Genomic DNA, 15967 nt, shown 5'->3' with positions numbered 1-15967 from the left:
CAAACTGCGGTCCGGCTGTTTTCGTTCGCGGCGCCGAACTTGAATGAGCATCGGCGGAGCGTCGCAGACAGGAGCATGCCGGCGATCTGTTCGCGGAGCCGATCACATGGCGGGCGCGCTGGATGGCAGACCGGGTTAGGGCTTTCTGCGGTATGTGACCGCCGCCTCACCACCTGCCACACAAGTCCGCTAGTGCTAAGCTGGCTTTCTCAGAGTGCTTCCGAAAAAGTGGGAACCGATTTTCCGACGAGAAGCACGTAGAAACAAACGTCTAGTGTCTTTTCGCGATTCAACGAAACGCAGAAAGACTCTAGATCCGCGCAGGTCCGGCGGCGGGTCGCGCCGAACAGCCTCCTAACAACCGAGACGTCGATCCAATGAGCAAATCACACCACTCCATCCCGACCGACTATCGCCCCTGTGTAGGCATCGCGCTGTTCAATCGCGACGGGCTCGTCTGGATCGGGCGACGCGCCGACGCTCCGGGCGAGCCGGAGGGCCCGGGCGCATGGTGGCAGATGCCCCAGGGCGGCATCGACAAGGGCGAGGATCCTGCCGAGGCGGCGCTGCGTGAGCTGTACGAGGAAACCAGCATTCGCTCGGCCACCATCATCGGCGAGACCGATGACTGGCTTCGATACGATCTGCCGCCGGAGCTGATCGGCAAGGCCTGGCAGGGGAAGTATCGCGGGCAGGCACAAAAATGGTTCGCGATGCGCTTCGATGGCGATGACAGCGAGATCAACATCGCTGCTCCGGCAGGCCACAAGGCCGAGTTTTCCCACTGGCGCTGGAACCCGCTGGATCAGGTCGCGGATCTCATCGTTCCGTTCAAACGCTCGGTATATCAGCAGGTTGTATCGGCGTTTGCAGCGCACGCACGACCGCTGCGATGACGCCACACCGATGCATCGGTGCACATTTTTGTTAACGTCATAGAATAGCTTAATTTTCGCGGCAAAGTCGGATAGAATCAGTTTTCTCGCACTCGTACTGTTGATAGCTGGCCACACATGTCCACTTCGCGCTCATCCAATGCTTCGACCACCGCCCTGCCCATGCGGCCGTGCGTAGGTGTTGTGCTGTTCAATCGGGATGGACACGTATGGATGGGCAAACACCGCCCGAAGTGGGCCACGGGCAACGCCGCCATCGCGGCGGGCAGCGAAACCGTCTGGCAACTGCCGCAGGGCGGCATTGAGCCGATGGAGCCTTCGCGTGAAGCTGCTTTCCGCGAGCTGTGGGAAGAAACCGGCGTTACCAATGCGACGCTCATCGGCGAGATCCCCACCTGGCTGACGTATCACCTGCCGCCGGAGTTGATGGGCATCGCCCTCAAGGGCCGCTACGCCGGGCATCGCCTGCGTTGGTATGCAATGCGTTTCGACGGTCTGGACAGCGAGATCGACATCACGCCGAAGGGCGGCGCGAGCAAGCCCGAGTTCGAGGAATGGCGTTGGGTGCCCCTGCAGGAGGTGCCGTCGCTGGCCATCGGCTATCGCCGCCCAGTGTACGAGGAAGTTGCGCGTGAGTTCGCGCGTTTCGGATCGCCTGCCGCCATGGCTGTCGCAGCCGAGTAACGCGCGCCCGTCGGCACGTCGGCAGTCGCTACGGTATGCGCGCCGCTGCTATGGCTGCCGTTGCCCGCTTAAACTTCCAATGTCAACGATCTGTGATCGTCCCGTCACGCGTTCATGCGTGGCCTCGATCTACAACAACGCTCTGCGCCGGCGCTGTTGCATGGCTGCTAGCCAATGCCATGTCGGAGCGGGTTCCCGGTAAGCCAGCTTTGCCCCGATCTAGGCGGAACACTGGTACGCGGAGGCTATTGCCAACCATAGCCCTCATCGCCACCGCGGGCAGGTGCACGACTGCGCTTCCTTCTGCAGCCGCAGCGGCTGTCTTTGACGCGGCGTCTCAGGCCGCCCTTCGCGCCCAGGTTCTGATTCTGCTCTCCTCACTCACACACAACATTGCCCAGAAAAACTAAGGCCCGCTGTCTCACGACATGCGGGCCTTGTGATTTTTCAGCGGCAGAAAGCCTATTCAACGTCGACGGTTTCACCCGTTCTCGTGGCTCAAGCCTTAAGCTGAATGCGCTTCAACAGGTCAATCAGACCCTCAGCCGTCATGCGAGCATGATCGTCCTTTGCCTCAGCAAGCTGAGCCTCAGCGGCCTTGAGTTCGTTAGCGAGGCGATCGCCCCGCAAGTCCTCAACCGATACCGCCGACTGCGCCAGGATGGTCAGGCGATCGGGATCGGCTTCGGCAACGCCCTTCTTGACCAGAAGCTGCTGGCGCCCTTCCGGCGAGGTCACCTCAAGAAGGCCCGGACGAATGGTGGAGATGAACGGAGAGTGCCCAGCCAGTACAGCGAAGTCACCTTCGGCACCGGGGACCACAACCTGCTCAACCTGACCTGAAAACAGAAGGCGCTCAGGCGTCACCAGCTCAAAATTGAAAGTCGCTGCCATCGTTCAAACTGTCCTCAGTCCTCGTCGTCTTCGTCGACATCGCCGGTCTTGGCGCGCACGTCTTCGACGGTCTGCAGCTTCGTTCCACAGAACGGGCAGAAGAACATCGGATGATCCACCATGCCGGCGTCATCGTCCTCTTCGTCGAGGTCGATCAGGCCAACGGACATGTAGAGCACGCCGTCCTCGCCCACGGTGAGGAGTGGTTCGAACTCCTCGCCGCTCATAGCATCCTGCAGGTCAACGCAGCAGGTGCCGAACTCATGCACGCCTGAAGTTCCAACGGCCATAACGGTCGTCCTTGAATCGGGCCCCGATCGATTGCCGGGGCCCCGGTTAAATTATCAGGCAGCTTCAGCCATCTTTTCGGCCTTGGCGATCGCTTCCTCGATGCTGCCGACCATGTAGAAGGCCTGCTCGGGGAGGTGATCGTAGTCGCCGTTGACCAGACCCTGGAAGCCCTTGATCGTGTCAGCCAGCGAGACGAGCTTGCCGGGCGAACCCGTGAACACTTCGGCGACGTGGAACGGCTGCGACAGGAAGCGCTCGATCTTACGGGCGCGCGCCACGGCCACCTTGTCGTCCTCAGACAGCTCGTCCATGCCGAGAATTGCAATGATGTCCTGCAGTGCCTTGTAGCGCTGAAGGATTTCCTGCACCTGGCGAGCAACCTTATAGTGCTCCTCACCGATGATGCGCGGATCAAGCATGCGCGACGTGGAGTCGAGCGGGTCCACAGCCGGATAGATGCCCTTTTCGGCGATCGAACGCGAAAGCACGGTCGTCGCGTCAAGGTGGGCGAACGAGGTTGCCGGAGCAGGGTCGGTCAAGTCGTCGGCCGGAACGTAAATGGCCTGCACCGAGGTGATCGAGCCCTTCTGCGTGGTGGTGATGCGCTCCTGCAGAGCACCCATGTCGGTGGCCAGCGTCGGCTGATAACCCACGGCCGAAGGAATACGGCCGAGAAGCGCCGACACCTCAGAACCGGCCTGGGTGAAGCGGAAGATGTTGTCCACGAAGAACAGCACGTCCTGGCCCTGGTCGCGGAAGTGCTCAGCAACGGTCAGACCGGCAAGAGCAACGCGAGCGCGAGCGCCCGGCGGCTCGTTCATCTGGCCATACACCAGCGCGCACTTGGACCCTGCGGTCGAGCCGTTGTTTTCCTTCGGGTCGATGTTCACCTTCGACTCGATCATCTCGTGATAGAGGTCGTTGCCTTCACGCGTACGCTCACCCACGCCAGCGAACACGGAGTAACCGCCGTGTGCCTTCGCAACGTTGTTGATGAGCTCCATGATGAGAACGGTCTTGCCGACGCCGGCGCCGCCGAACAGGCCGATCTTGCCGCCCTTGGCGTACGGAGCGAGCAGGTCAACGACCTTGATGCCCGTGACAAGAATTTCAGCTTCGGTCGACTGATCCTGGAACGAAGGCGCAGGAGCGTGAATCGGAGCTTCGGTCGCGCCCTGGATCGGACCGGCTTCGTCAACCGGCTCACCGATCACGTTCATGATGCGGCCCAGCGTAGCGTCACCGACCGGAACCTTGATCGGCGATCCGGTGTCGCTGACTTCCTGACCGCGGACGAGACCTTCGGTGGAGTCCATGGCGATGGTGCGCACGGTGTTTTCGCCGAGATGCTGAGCGACTTCGAGCACAAGGCGGTTGCCCTGATTCTTCGTCTCAAGCGCGTTCAGAATTGCCGGCAGGTGACCGTCGAACTGCACGTCAACGACGGCGCCCGTAACCTGGCGAATGCGACCAACTTTGTTTGCCATTTGCGTCTCCAGCAGATGAATTTCAGGCGACCGTCAGCGTGACGGGAATATTCCCGCGCGTCGCCTTCGAGTACGGACAGATTTCGTGAGCTTCTTTCAGCAGCGCCTCGACCTTGTCGCGGTCGGCGCCGGGAATTGAGAGTGTAATTTCCGCCGCGAGACCGAAGCTCGTAGCGTCCTTATCGAGCGAAACCGCGCAGGATACCCGCGCGGCCTGACCATCAAGACCGTGCTTCTTTGCCAGCAGCAAAACCGCCTGACCGAAGCATGACGACCACCCCAGAGCGAAAAGCTGCTCCGGATTGTGACCTTCACCCGATCCACCGAGTTCCTTGGGCAATGCCATGGCAAGCGCCAGCTTGGACTCGTCGAGGATGGCGCGTCCATCGCGCCCCCCCTTGGTCGTTGCTGTCGTCCTGTACGCCATGACGTTTCCCCAGATCCCTTCCCGCCAGCCGCTTATACGGCCTCAGCGCCCGAGATAATCTCGATGAGTTCCTTGGTGATCATTGCCTGACGGGTACGGTTGTACGTAAGCGTCAGCTTGTTGATCATCTCGCCAGCGTTGCGCGTTGCGGAATCCATCGCGCTCATCTGCGCGCCATAGAACGAAGCAACGTTCTCCAGCAGGCCGCGGAAGATCTGAGTCGAGATATTCAAGGTGACCAGGTCACCAAGAACTTCTTCCTCGCTCGGCTCGTACTGGTGGATTGCCTCAGCGCCACCCGCTGCCTCAGCCTTGCCCTCGGGCAGCTTGGCGGGGATGAGCTGCAGTGCGGTCGGCACCTGCTTGATGACCGACTTGAACTCCGAGAAGTACAGTGTCGCGACATCAAACTCGCCCGCTTCGTAGAGGCGCAGCAGCTTCTGCGCGATCTCATCGGCGTTGGCGAATGCAATCTGGCGCACAGCGCGCAGATCGATGCGATCAATATAATGCTCGCCCAGCTCGCGCTTCAGTGCTTCAGCACCCTTACGGCCCACCATGATCATCTTCACGGTCTTGCCGGCAGCGAGGAGACGCTGTGCGTCCTGACGGGCAAGCTTGGAGATGTTGCCGTTGAAACCACCGGCGAGACCACGCTCGCCGGTCATCACAACCATCAGATGGACGTTATCGCGGCCGGTGCCGGCCAGGAGCGGCGCCGAACCCTTATCAGTGACGCGCGAACCGAGGTTGGCGATCATCTGGTCCATACGCTCGGCGTAGGGACGGGCGGCGGTTGCAACTTCCTGCGCACGGCGAAGCTTCGCCGCGGCAACCATCTGCATCGCTTTGGTGATTTTACGCGTCGCCTTCACTGAGGAGATGCGATTTCTGAGGTCTTTCAAGCTCGCCATCGGGCGGCGCCTTCCTTCTTATCCTGCTGGCCCCGGGGCGCCCTAATGGCGCGCCCGGATCACAATCGATAATTAGGCGGTGAAGCCCTTGGAGAACTTGTCGACGAATGCGACAAGCTTCTTCTCGGTGTCTTCAGAGAGCGCCTTCTTGGAGCGGATGTCCTCAAGGATATCCTTGCCGTCGGTGCGCAGCAGGCGGAGCAGATCCTCCTCGAACTTGCCAACCGAGCTAACCGGCAGGTTATCGAGGTAACCGCGCGTACCGGCGAAGATCACGCAAACCTGCTCTTCCATCTGCAGCGGCGAGAACTGCGGCTGCTTCAGGAGTTCGGTCAGACGTGCACCACGGGCAAGCATCTTCTGGGTTGCGGCGTCGAGATCCGAGCCGAACTGAGCGAAGGCCGCCATTTCGCGGTACTGCGCCAGCTCACCCTTGATCTTGCCAGCGACCTGCTTCATCGCCTTCGTCTGGGCTGCCGAGCCAACACGCGACACCGACAGACCGACGTTAACGGCCGGACGGATACCCTGATAGAAGAGGTCGGTTTCAAGGAAGATCTGACCGTCGGTGATCGAGATCACGTTGGTCGGAATGTAGGCCGACACGTCGTTTGCCTGGGTCTCGATGACCGGAAGTGCGGTCAGCGAACCGGCGCCGTGGTCGTCGTTCAGCTTCGCAGCGCGCTCAAGCAGGCGAGAGTGGAGATAGAACACGTCACCCGGATAAGCTTCGCGGCCCGGCGGACGACGCAGCAGCAGCGACATCTGACGGTAAGCAACGGCCTGCTTGGAGAGGTCGTCATAGGCGATCACAGCATGCATGCCGTTGTCGCGGAAGTATTCGCCCATCGTGCAGCCGGTGAACGGTGCGAGATACTGCAGCGGAGCGGGCTCCGAAGCGGTAGCGGCGACGACGATCGAGTATTCCAGCGCGCCCTGCTCTTCCAGAACCTTCACGAACTGGGCAACGGTCGAACGCTTCTGGCCGATAGCGACGTACACGCAATAAAGCTTGTCCTTGTCGCTCTTGGCTGCAGCGTTGATCGCCTTCTGGTTCAGGATGGTGTCGAGAATGATGGCGGTCTTGCCGGTCTGGCGATCGCCGATGATCAGCTCGCGCTGGCCACGGCCAACGGGGATCAGTGCGTCAACGGCCTTGAGGCCGGTTGCCATCGGCTCGTGCACCGACTTGCGGGGCAGAATGCCAGGCGCCTTAACGTCGACGCGCTTCTTCTCGGTGAACTCGATCGGGCCCTTGCCGTCGATCGGGTTACCGAGAGCGTCAACGACGCGGCCCAGCAGACCCTTGCCGACCGGCACTTCCACGATGGCGCCGGTACGCTTGACCGTATCGCCTTCCTTGATGCCACGGTCGTCGCCGAAAATAACGATACCGACGTTGTCAGCCTCAAGGTTCAGAGCCATGCCGCGAATGCCGCCGGGAAACTCGACCATTTCGCCCGCCTGGACGTTGTCGAGCCCGTAAACACGGGCAATACCGTCGCCAACCGACAGCACCTGGCCGATTTCTGAGACCTCGGCTTCCTTGCCGAAATTCTTGATCTGGTCCTTGAGGATCGAGGAGATCTCTGCGGCCCGGATGTCCATCACTTGCCTCTTCCCTTACAGCGCTTCGTTACGTGCTGGCGCCAGCGGCGCCGGAGCCCTTTTCCAGGAGCGGCCGCAGGGAAATCCCGCAGCCTGTCTCCCCGATCAGGCGCCCTTAAGCACGACCTTTAGATTTGAGAGCTTCGTCCGCAGCGAGGAATCAAACATACGGCTGCCAACTTTGACCACCAGGCCGCCAAGCAGCGAGGGGTCAATCTTGGTTTCCAGCCGCACATCCTTACCGTAGGACGCCTTCAGCGTATTCTTCAGCTCGGCGAGCTGCTCATCGCTGAGCTGAACCGCCGACTGTACTTCGGCCGTCATCTCACCCCGGTGAAGGGCAAGCTGCTGGCGGAAATTCTTGATGATGTCCTCAGCGGCTGACAGGCGCCGATTGCGCGCCACCACCTTGAGGAAATTGCCGGTTGTAGCACCGACAGAGGCCCAATCGAGCACCGCCTTCAAGGCGCGCTCCTGATCTTCGGCCGCAAAAGCGGGGCTGTTAACCAACCGCTTGAGGTCTTCGCTCCCGTTGAGCAGACCCTGAAACTTGGAGAGATCGGCATCGACACCGTCGAGTTCGCCCTGCTCCCGCGCTAATTCAAACAGCGCCGAGGCATAGCGCCCCGCAACACCTGACGTCATATGATTGTCCGTTGCCACGTGAAAACGCTCTCGCCGGCAGCCAAAAACGGGGGCAATCAGGCCAAATGGCCAGCCACACCCTCCCCCGTTTTGAGGAAATTCAGTTCGCACCGTAGGCGGCCGCAAGCACGTCGTGCCCCAGCACACCTGTAAAGTGCGCGGGTTCTCTAACATGCACCGGGCCACCCTTCAACGGGGGATAGGCGCCCGAATGCCGCATTTGGCGATCAATTGGCCCCCTGAACAAGATGAACAGAACCTGCATGCCACCTTCAGAGAGGGTTCAGCCCGGAAAGTGTTGAATGCTTTCCATGGTCGGCGGGACAGCCGGCACCGAGATCAAAGGCCAGAAGGCCAAAGGGGAAAGACAATGACCATCGCTCGCAAGTTCACCGCCGTCGCCACTGCAGCCGCTATCGCCATCGGCAGCCTGGGCACCCTGACGACCGCCGCTGAAGCCGGCCCCCGCCACGGCGGATACGGCGGTGGCAAGCACTACAGCCACGGCGGTCCGGGCTACGGCCACGGTCACTACAATCGCGGTCGCGGCTATGGCCACAACCATCACCGCCACTACCGCAAGAAGGACAACACCGGAAAGTACATCGCAATCGGTGCCGCCGCTCTGATGCTCGGTGTCATCGCTTCGGAGGCTTCGCGTCGCTAGCCATCCGCGACGTCTCCTCCGAGCCGGGGGTTTCGGCCCCCGGCAACTTCGCTCCCGTACTTACGTACTTAGCTAACACCCCTCAAACACGACCCGACGCCCCCACGGAGAAATGCGTTTCAGCGTTCGTACGAGTTTCAAGACCCAGACCATGATCGCTTCGGATCCTAACTGTCCGCAGCGTGAATCATCGGTCCAAGCATGACGATGAAACGATAATTGCGACTGGGCGCTGCCACCCTCGCGCTCAGTCCCGGCCGGACCTTTCCCCCCAAGGTCCGGCCATTTCTTTTTTTTGGCTCCCGCCGATCACGGCTGATGCCGTTCATCTTTCGATGTCATTGCCAGAGCAAGCGCAGTGGCTTCCGCGACCTCAGCCGCCGCCGCAACATCCGGACGCACTCCCACATTGCCCCAGTTGCTACGCGTGATCGGGTTTTCGGCTCTGCCAACCGGCACAACAACAAACAGATCGGCGTCTAGTTCGGTCAGGCCGCCCGCATTCGCTCCGCCTCGCGTCTTTTCACCGACAATGACCGCACGCCGCAATGTCTGCATGTCGTACGCAAAAGCTTCCGCTGCGGAATAGGTTTTTGCATCGACGAGTATGTAGACAGGCTTGCCGACATATCGAACAGGTGTCGGTGAGGTATGAAATTCCTCCGTCCGGAATGTTGCCTTGCCTCGATCGCGCCAGATGAGGCTGCTCATCGGCACCGCTGTTTCAGGCTCAAAGAAAAAACTAGCTAGATAGGCCACCGATGCCGGATGACCGCCGCCGTTGCCACGCATATCGACAAGCAGAGCTCGCGTTTCGGCCAAGCCACGCATTGATTTGTCCGCCATCGGCTTGAATTCATCGGGCGGAACAAATTTTGCCAGGCGAAGATAGCCGATATTGCCATCGAGCAGTTTCGTTTCGAACGCCGCTCCATCCAACGGTTGCTGGTTGCCGAACGGTGATCCGAACACCATGCGCATATGGCTGTCTTCAGTAACGGCCCTAAGTTGCTCTGTAACTTGCGCTGCGAACTTGGCAGGGTCTGTCACTCCCGCATATGCGCCAGCAGCCAGAGATTTTTCCAATGCGTTGGCGGCCTGCGTACCCTTGTCAGGAAATACATACGCCTCGCGCAACTCAGTCGCGATTGCATTGACGACCTTGCTGATTGTCTCTGACGTCAATGCTGCATTTGGCGCGGAACTGCGGTGCTCAAGAGCGGCCGCCTGCGCGTCGACAAATAGAACCGCAAGCGTCCCAATGAACGCAAACCGGCGCAGCACCTGAAGGCTTCCCATGCTGTAGTTCCTGATAAGAGTTTCAAATATCGGAGTGCGACTATGCCGACTTTTTTTGACGGCCAATCCAGTCAGGTCAAAGAAAGCTGTAGGGATCGATGTCAATCGAGACGCGAACGTCACCCTTCAGCGGCGGCACCTCCGCCATCCACGCGCGCAAATAGCCCTGCACATCCAGCTCGCGCGGCGCCTTCACCAGAATGCGCCAGCGATGCCTGCCGCGAATGATCGACAACGGAGCTTCAGCCGGACCCAGAACCTCGATTTTTTCTGAACGCGGCGCGCGGCGCGTAATTTCCCGCGCCACCTGTTGCGCCACGTCCTTCTCGCGCGCTGCAACGACGAGCGCTACCAGGCGCCCAAACGGCGGCAACAGACCTTTGCGGCGCGTTGCAATCTCGTGATTCAAAAATGCTTCGCGGTCGCCCGAAATAATTGCCGCCATCACAGGATGCTCCGGCATATGCGTTTGCACCAGACCGCGCCCCTCGGTGAGCGCACGGCCGGCGCGGCCCGTCACCTGATGCAAAAGCTGGAATGTGCGTTCGCCCGCGCGCGGATCAGCACCTTGCGCCAAACCAAGATCGCCATCGACGATGCCAACCGTTGCGAGGTTCGGGAAGTGATGGCCTTTGGCAACCATCTGCGTGCCGATAACAATATCGATGCCGCCTGCTTCAATGCTGCGAATAATCTCGCGCATTTCCGTCAGACCTGGAACGAGATCCGATGAAAGCAGCGCCACGCGCGCATCCGGGAAACGCTCCGCCACCTCTTCCGCAACGCGCTCGACACCGGGCCCGCACGCAACCAGCGATCCGGGTTCGGAACACTTCGGACATTTCTCAGGTAGCGGAATTGAAAAGCCGCAGTGGTGGCAATGCAGCCGCCCACGAAAGCGGTGCTCCACCAGCCACGCCGTGCACTGCGGACATTCGATGCGATGCCCGCACGTCCGGCACAGCGTAAGTGGCGCATAACCACGCCGGTTGAGGAACAGCAGTGTTTGCTGACCGTCGGCAAGCGTATTCGCCACCGCTTCCACCAGCGGCGGCGCAAGCCAGCGGCCTTTGTCCGGCGGCGTTGTCTTCAGATCGATTGCCGTTATATCGGGAAGCGATGCACCGGAATATCTCCCCGGCAGCACCACATGCCGATAGCGACCCGTACGCGCGTTGACGTGCGTTTCGATCGAGGGCGTGGCGGATGCAAGCAGCACCGGAAAGCCGCCGAGGTTGCCGCGCACCACCGCCATGTCGCGCGCCTGATAGTGCACGCGGTCGTCCTGCTTGTAGCCCGCGTCGTGCTCTTCATCGACGATGATAAGGCCCAGATCGCTGAACGGCAGAAACAGCGCCGAACGCGCACCGACAATAACGCGCGCTTCACCCGTCGCCGCCTGTCGCCAAACGCGCCCACGCTCCGGCCCCGACAATGCCGAATGCCACTCCACCGGCGCGCAGCCGAAGCGCGAATGGAACCGGCGCATGAACTGATCCGTCAGCGCGATTTCCGGCAGCATGATAACCGCCTGACGGCCATGCTCCAGCGCACGCGCAACGGCCTCGAAATAAACCTCCGTCTTACCCGACCCGGTGACGCCATCCAGCAGCGTAACGGAAAAGTTCTGCGCATCGACAGAAGCGCGCAGCGCATGCACTGCCTGATGCTGCTCCGGCGTGAATTCCATCTCGCGATGATGCGGATCGGGCAGCGGCGGGCGCTTTTCCGGAATTGCCACTTCCACCAGATTGCCGGAAGCTACCAGCCCGTCGACAACACCAGTCGAACAGCCCGCTTCCTGCGCCAGCGCCGACTTGGCGCGAATGGCGCCATCGCCCGCGATATCCAGCGCCTTACGGCGGGCGGGCGTCATGCGCCCCGGATCGGCAGCGCCTTCAACAACCGTAACGCCAAAGCGCGGCTTCACCGGCTCGAACGCAGCGCGCGCGCTCATCATCATGCGCACCGTCATGCCAAGCGGGGCCAGCGTATATTTCGCGATCCACTCCGCGAAGCGCAGCGTGATTTCCGGCAGCGGCGGCACATCGAGCCGCGCAACGACAGCTTTCAGCTTTTTCGGATCGACGGGCTTGCCTGGTTCGCCCACCGGACGATCCCACACCACACCGGTGCGGGTTTGCGGCCCGAACGGCACCAGCACGAAGCAACCGGGCTCAACCTCGACGCCTTCGGGCACGATGTAGTCGTAAGTCTGATCCAGCGCGACAGCCATCACCACGGGCACCGTCACCGGCGCGCCGCGCGGCTCGTCATCAAGAGGCGCAAACAGACTGTCCATAGGCGCGACAAGAACCCCCATCGAAAGGCGCGCGGTGCAAAGCTTTCGATTACCTAAACAACAACGGCGGCACACCCAAGGCGTCGCGAGAGAAAGGCCGCGCATTTCTCTGTCGCCGGGTTTCAGAGCCGCAGCGACGGAAATAATGCTTGTCGATACCACAGATTAACCGCTGAGCGAGAGGCGGCAGCTATGCTGCGGCCCTGCGTCGAGGTCGCGGAGGAAGCACCGGCTCCATGGAATACAAAGACTACTACAAAATCCTCGGTGTCGAGCGCACCGCCACCCAGGATGAAATCAAGCGCGCGTATCGCAAGCTGGCGCGCACCTATCATCCCGATGTGAACAAGGAGCCCGATGCCGAGACCAAGTTCAAGGATGCCGGCGAAGCCTACGAGGTCCTGAAAGACCCCGAGAAGCGCGCAGCATATAACGAACTGGGCGCCAACTGGCAGCAGGGGCAGCAGTTCCGCCCGCCGCCAAACTGGGATGCAGGATTCGAATTTTCCGGCGGCGGCTACACCGATGCCGACCCGTCGCAGTTCTCCGATTTCTTTGAAGGACTGTTCGGCGAACGCATGCGCGGCACAGGTCGCGGCGGTGCAGGCGGCGCCGGAGCAGGTGCGGGCCGCGGCGGCTATCAGCGCCGCGAGTTTCATATGCCCGGCGAGGATCACCACGCCAAGGTGGTCATCAATTTGCGCGACGCCTACACCGGCGCCAAGCGCGAGATAACCCTGCGCGTGCCGGAACTGGATGATACCGGCCACGTTACCGTGAAAGATCGCACGCTCAGCATCACCATCCCGAAGGGCATTCGTGAGGGCCAGAGCATTCGCCTTGCGGGACAGGGATCTCCCGGCATGGGTAAGGGCCAGCCCGGCGATCTTTATCTGGAGATTGCCTTTGCACCGGATCCGCACTTCCGCGTCGAGGGCAAGGATGTCTACCTCGATCTGCCGATCACGCCGTGGGAAGCGGCATTGGGCGCAAGCATCAAGGTGCCGACCCCGGAAGGCGCGGTGATGCTGAAGATTCCGCCCGGCTCCACCAAGGGACGCACGATGCGGCTGAAGGGCAAAGGCATCCCGTCCAACCCGCCGGGTGACATGCACGCGGTGCTGAAGATTGAAACGCCCGCCGCCGACAGCGACAAGGCGAAGGAGCTGTATAAAGAGATGGAACGCGAGCTTCCGTTCAATCCCCGCGCAAGTCTGGGAGTCTGATCGATGGCAGAACAGCAAAAACAGTCCGTGATTGTTCTCGACGAGGAAGAGATCACGCTCGCCGATCTTACTCGCACCTGCCGCGTTCGCACCGAATGGGTGATGGAGCTGGTCGACGAAGGCGTCATCGAACCGCGCAGCCATGCCGGCCCGCAATGGCGGTTTTCCGCCACCAGCATCGTGCGCATTCAAAAGGCACAACGCCTGCAGAGCGACCTGGGCGTCAACGTGCCCGGCATCGCGCTGGCGTTGCAGCTGCTTGATCGTATCGACAATCTGGAATCGCGTCTGCGCGCCGCTTCCGTACGGCCGGAACTGCATGACCACGACGATGATTGAGAAGCGGCGCGGCGTTTCGCTCGACTGAGACGCCGCCGCATTGACCCTCCGGCGACGGACCGCAGGCATCCGTTTGCGGTCCGAATCGGCTAGTTTTCACCGCGTGGAAAATCACGCGGCTCGGTCGGCCGCAGCGAGCGATCACACCCTGATGACGTCACCACCCGATATCAGCGCCGAAACTATCGCGCCGGAACTCCCGCTCGGTGCCGACCTTGAACGCGCCGTTGCCGACTGGCTGACGCATCTGCGTCATGGTCGCGATGCATCCGACAAAACAATCGAGGCCTACGCACGCGATGTGCGCCAGTTTTTGAACTTTCTGGCGCATCGGCTTGGGCATCCGCCCTGCATTGCTGATCTGCAGCATCTGGATCTGAAGGTGTTTCGCGGCTTCCTGGCTGCGCGCCGCCGCAATGGCACGGTCAGTCGCTCGCTCGCACGTTCGCTGTCGGCGCTCCGGCAGCTTTTCCGCTGGATGGAAGCACGCAAGCTGCTGCAAAATCGCGCCATCCTTCAGCTCGCAATGCCGAAGGTTCCACACTCAGTACCCAAGCCGCTCACTGTGGCGAAGGCTGCCGAAGTGGTGCAGCCCGGTGCTTCGGCCGAACTCGATTGGGTGCTCGCGCGCGATGCTGCGGTGCTGCTCATGTTGTATGGGTGCGGATTGCGCATTTCGGAAGCGCTGAGCTTGACGCCGCGCGATGCGCCAACGCCCGAGCGCGAAGTCATCCGCATCGTCGGCAAGGGCAGCAAGGAACGGCTGGTGCCGGTTTTGCCAGCGATCCGCGAGGCGATTGCGCGTTACGTTGCGCTTTGCCCCTATCCTCTGGCCGCTGACGAACCGATGTTCCGTGGCGCGAAAGGCGGCCCGCTTTCACCGCGCATCATTCAGCTCGCCATGCAGAGGATGCGCGAGACAATGGATCTTCCTGCCACGGCGACACCGCACGCGCTGCGCCATTCGTTTGCCACGCATCTGCTCTCAGCGGGCGGCGATCTGCGGCAGATCCAGGAGTTGCTGGGGCACGCATCGCTATCGACGACGCAGGCATATACGGAAGTCGACCGCGACCGCCTTCTTGCGGTCTACGATGTCGCACATCCGCGCGCCTAAAGCCCGATTTTTGGGGCCGGAGCGCTAACCAACAGACCCAACGACCTAATGTTGCCTCTTTTATTCTGCGGCTCGCCATGCGAGGGCGGGGTCTAGACCCGCCAATCGTTTGCAGTATCTGGGAAACCCCATGCGCGCCCGTCTATTAACTTCTATCGCCATGCTGGCCACCTCGGCCATGCTGACCTTTGCCAGCGCCGCTGAGAAACCAGCCGCCACTGTTGCACCAGGTCAGTGTGCCGGCACCGATATGCTTGCCGAAGCAGCGACGCAAAATCCTACGCTTCATCAGCGGGTGATGTCGCAAGCCGCCAATATCAAGAACGCCGATGGTCTGCTTTGGAAGGTCGAGAAGGAGGGGCGCCCGGCCTCGTACCTTTTCGGGACTGTGCATCTGACCGACAAGCGCGTGAACGATCTGTCGCCCAAAGTGATGAAGGCAATCAAATCCTCCAAGCAAGTTGCGCTTGAAGTATCTGATCTTTCCGAGACCGCAATTGCATCGGTGATCGCGCAGTCCGCGCCGCTGGTGATGTACACCGACGGCCGCCGCCTCGACGGCCTCATCTCACCGGACGAATACGAGACAGTGAAGTCCGTCATGGGACGCACCGGCCTTCCCGGCGATCTCGCCGCGATGTTCAAGCCGTGGATCGTGACCATGATCCTTTCCGTTTCGGACTGCGAGCGCGAGAAGGTGCAGAAGGGCGAGCGTGTGCTCGACATGAAGATCGCAGAGATCGGCAAGAAGGCCGGTCTTGACGTGGTAGGTCTGGAGACCATCCCGGCACAAATTGAATCGCTGGCATCGGTGCCCGAGCAGCAGCAAATCGACATGCTGCGCGCCAGCCTGAAATTCGCCGACCGCACCGACGACATGATGGAAACGCTGGTGCAGCTCTATCTCAAGCGCAAGATTGCAGCCGCCCTGCCGTTCCAGATCGCGATGGCGCGCGAAGCAGGCATTGGCGATGAAGCCTTCGCCGGCTTCCAGCAGAAGCTCATCGTCGAGCGGAACCAGAAGATGCACGCCGTTGCCGAACCGCTGCTGGAAAAGGGCGGGCTGTTCGTTGCTATTGGCGCGCTGCACCTTCCCGGCGATGACGGCTTCGTCGAGATCCTGCGCCGCAATGGCTACACCGTCACCAAGGTCGAGTAGCCCAAAGCAGCC

The 15967-nt window shown here is 61.1% G+C and carries 16 protein-coding genes; 7 read left to right on the top strand and 9 right to left on the bottom strand.

Features of this window, described 5'->3' with window-relative positions:
• The first annotated feature begins 377 nt into the window (after positions 1-377).
• Both C6Y62_RS04325 and C6Y62_RS04320 read left to right on the top strand, forming a co-directional pair.
• Positions 378-896, top strand: coding sequence for an RNA pyrophosphohydrolase (locus C6Y62_RS04325; protein ID WP_173952893.1), 519 nt, complete (start codon positions 378-380; stop codon positions 894-896).
• 117 nt (positions 897-1013) lie between these two features.
• A complete protein-coding gene (locus C6Y62_RS04320) occupies positions 1014-1580 on the top strand; it encodes an RNA pyrophosphohydrolase (protein ID WP_173952892.1) in 567 nt (188 codons plus the stop codon).
• Positions 1581-2078: 498 nt separating this feature from the next.
• Here the strand turns inward: C6Y62_RS04320 and C6Y62_RS04315 are convergent, their stop codons facing one another.
• The 7 genes from C6Y62_RS04315 to C6Y62_RS04285 all read right to left on the bottom strand — a co-directional run bounded on the left by C6Y62_RS04315 (position 2079) and on the right by C6Y62_RS04285 (position 7864).
• Positions 2079-2474, bottom strand: coding sequence for a F0F1 ATP synthase subunit epsilon (locus C6Y62_RS04315; protein WP_173952891.1), 396 nt, complete (start codon positions 2472-2474; stop codon positions 2079-2081).
• Between the two features lie 14 nt (positions 2475-2488).
• Positions 2489-2764 (bottom strand): hypothetical protein, encoded by a 276-nt coding sequence (locus tag C6Y62_RS04310; RefSeq protein WP_245281800.1) that lies wholly within the window; start codon positions 2762-2764, stop codon positions 2489-2491.
• 54 nt (positions 2765-2818) lie between these two features.
• The gene (gene atpD, locus C6Y62_RS04305) at positions 2819-4252 is read right to left on the bottom strand and encodes a F0F1 ATP synthase subunit beta (RefSeq protein ID WP_068459683.1); all 1434 of its coding nucleotides are present in this window, start codon (positions 4250-4252) and stop codon (positions 2819-2821) included.
• Positions 4253-4274: 22 nt separating this feature from the next.
• Complete coding sequence (locus C6Y62_RS04300; protein ID WP_173952890.1) at positions 4275-4679, bottom strand: organic hydroperoxide resistance protein; 405 nt, start codon at positions 4677-4679, stop codon at positions 4275-4277.
• 32 nt (positions 4680-4711) lie between these two features.
• On the bottom strand, positions 4712-5593 hold the full coding sequence (locus tag C6Y62_RS04295; protein WP_068459687.1) for a F0F1 ATP synthase subunit gamma: 882 nt from the start codon (positions 5591-5593) through the stop codon (positions 4712-4714).
• 72 nt (positions 5594-5665) lie between these two features.
• A complete protein-coding gene (atpA, locus tag C6Y62_RS04290) occupies positions 5666-7201 on the bottom strand; it encodes a F0F1 ATP synthase subunit alpha (RefSeq protein WP_068459689.1) in 1536 nt (511 codons plus the stop codon).
• 105 nt (positions 7202-7306) lie between these two features.
• A complete protein-coding gene (locus tag C6Y62_RS04285) occupies positions 7307-7864 on the bottom strand; it encodes a F0F1 ATP synthase subunit delta (protein ID WP_245281801.1) in 558 nt (185 codons plus the stop codon).
• Between the two features lie 352 nt (positions 7865-8216).
• Between C6Y62_RS04285 and C6Y62_RS04280 the strand changes: the two genes are divergently transcribed.
• Complete coding sequence (locus tag C6Y62_RS04280) at positions 8217-8513, top strand: hypothetical protein (RefSeq protein ID WP_173952888.1); 297 nt, start codon at positions 8217-8219, stop codon at positions 8511-8513.
• Positions 8514-8822: 309 nt separating this feature from the next.
• Here C6Y62_RS04280 and C6Y62_RS04275 read toward each other — a convergent pair whose 3' ends face one another.
• Positions 8823-9812 (bottom strand): S41 family peptidase, encoded by a 990-nt coding sequence (locus C6Y62_RS04275; protein WP_173952887.1) that lies wholly within the window; start codon positions 9810-9812, stop codon positions 8823-8825.
• Between the two features lie 76 nt (positions 9813-9888).
• Positions 9889-12114, bottom strand: coding sequence for a primosomal protein N' (locus C6Y62_RS04270; protein WP_246274275.1), 2226 nt, complete (start codon positions 12112-12114; stop codon positions 9889-9891).
• Between the two features lie 236 nt (positions 12115-12350).
• Between C6Y62_RS04270 and C6Y62_RS04265 the strand changes: the two genes are divergently transcribed.
• From C6Y62_RS04265 to C6Y62_RS04250, 4 genes are all read left to right on the top strand, one after another.
• A complete protein-coding gene (locus tag C6Y62_RS04265) occupies positions 12351-13340 on the top strand; it encodes a DnaJ C-terminal domain-containing protein (RefSeq protein WP_173952885.1) in 990 nt (329 codons plus the stop codon).
• 3 nt (positions 13341-13343) lie between these two features.
• On the top strand, positions 13344-13679 hold the full coding sequence (locus C6Y62_RS04260; RefSeq protein ID WP_068459699.1) for a chaperone modulator CbpM: 336 nt from the start codon (positions 13344-13346) through the stop codon (positions 13677-13679).
• A 151-nt stretch (positions 13680-13830) separates the two neighbouring features.
• Positions 13831-14796, top strand: coding sequence for a tyrosine recombinase XerC (locus tag C6Y62_RS04255; RefSeq protein WP_173952884.1), 966 nt, complete (start codon positions 13831-13833; stop codon positions 14794-14796).
• A 130-nt stretch (positions 14797-14926) separates the two neighbouring features.
• Positions 14927-15955 (top strand): TraB/GumN family protein, encoded by a 1029-nt coding sequence (locus C6Y62_RS04250; RefSeq protein WP_173952883.1) that lies wholly within the window; start codon positions 14927-14929, stop codon positions 15953-15955.
• The last annotated feature ends 12 nt before the right edge of the window (positions 15956-15967 follow it).

It is taken from the genome of Hyphomicrobium sulfonivorans, assembly GCF_013306565.1.
GTDB classification, from domain to species: domain Bacteria; phylum Pseudomonadota; class Alphaproteobacteria; order Rhizobiales; family Hyphomicrobiaceae; genus Hyphomicrobium_A; species Hyphomicrobium_A sulfonivorans.
Note: the sequence above shows the minus strand (reverse complement) of the source record. Positions and strands in the feature narration are given on the sequence as shown.

What these genes read in the sequence shown, in the direction of transcription:
- C6Y62_RS04275 (WP_173952887.1), bottom strand. Translation starts at nt 9,812, where the DNA reads ATGGGAAGCCTTCAGGTGCTGCGCCGGTTTGCGTTCATTGGGACGCTT.
- C6Y62_RS04280 (WP_173952888.1), top strand. Translation starts at nt 8,217, where the DNA reads ATGACCATCGCTCGCAAGTTCACCGCCGTCGCCACTGCAGCCGCTATC.
- C6Y62_RS04250 (WP_173952883.1), top strand. Translation starts at nt 14,927, where the DNA reads ATGCGCGCCCGTCTATTAACTTCTATCGCCATGCTGGCCACCTCGGCC.
- C6Y62_RS04255 (WP_173952884.1), top strand. Translation starts at nt 13,831, where the DNA reads ATGACGTCACCACCCGATATCAGCGCCGAAACTATCGCGCCGGAACTC.
- C6Y62_RS04310 (WP_245281800.1), bottom strand. Translation starts at nt 2,764, where the DNA reads ATGGCCGTTGGAACTTCAGGCGTGCATGAGTTCGGCACCTGCTGCGTT.
- C6Y62_RS04300 (WP_173952890.1), bottom strand. Translation starts at nt 4,679, where the DNA reads ATGGCGTACAGGACGACAGCAACGACCAAGGGGGGGCGCGATGGACGC.
- C6Y62_RS04320 (WP_173952892.1), top strand. Translation starts at nt 1,014, where the DNA reads ATGTCCACTTCGCGCTCATCCAATGCTTCGACCACCGCCCTGCCCATG.
- atpA (WP_068459689.1), bottom strand. Translation starts at nt 7,201, where the DNA reads ATGGACATCCGGGCCGCAGAGATCTCCTCGATCCTCAAGGACCAGATC.
- C6Y62_RS04315 (WP_173952891.1), bottom strand. Translation starts at nt 2,474, where the DNA reads ATGGCAGCGACTTTCAATTTTGAGCTGGTGACGCCTGAGCGCCTTCTG.
- C6Y62_RS04265 (WP_173952885.1), top strand. Translation starts at nt 12,351, where the DNA reads ATGGAATACAAAGACTACTACAAAATCCTCGGTGTCGAGCGCACCGCC.
- C6Y62_RS04260 (WP_068459699.1), top strand. Translation starts at nt 13,344, where the DNA reads ATGGCAGAACAGCAAAAACAGTCCGTGATTGTTCTCGACGAGGAAGAG.
- C6Y62_RS04295 (WP_068459687.1), bottom strand. Translation starts at nt 5,593, where the DNA reads ATGGCGAGCTTGAAAGACCTCAGAAATCGCATCTCCTCAGTGAAGGCG.
- atpD (WP_068459683.1), bottom strand. Translation starts at nt 4,252, where the DNA reads ATGGCAAACAAAGTTGGTCGCATTCGCCAGGTTACGGGCGCCGTCGTT.
- C6Y62_RS04270 (WP_246274275.1), bottom strand. Translation starts at nt 12,114, where the DNA reads ATGGACAGTCTGTTTGCGCCTCTTGATGACGAGCCGCGCGGCGCGCCG.
- C6Y62_RS04325 (WP_173952893.1), top strand. Translation starts at nt 378, where the DNA reads ATGAGCAAATCACACCACTCCATCCCGACCGACTATCGCCCCTGTGTA.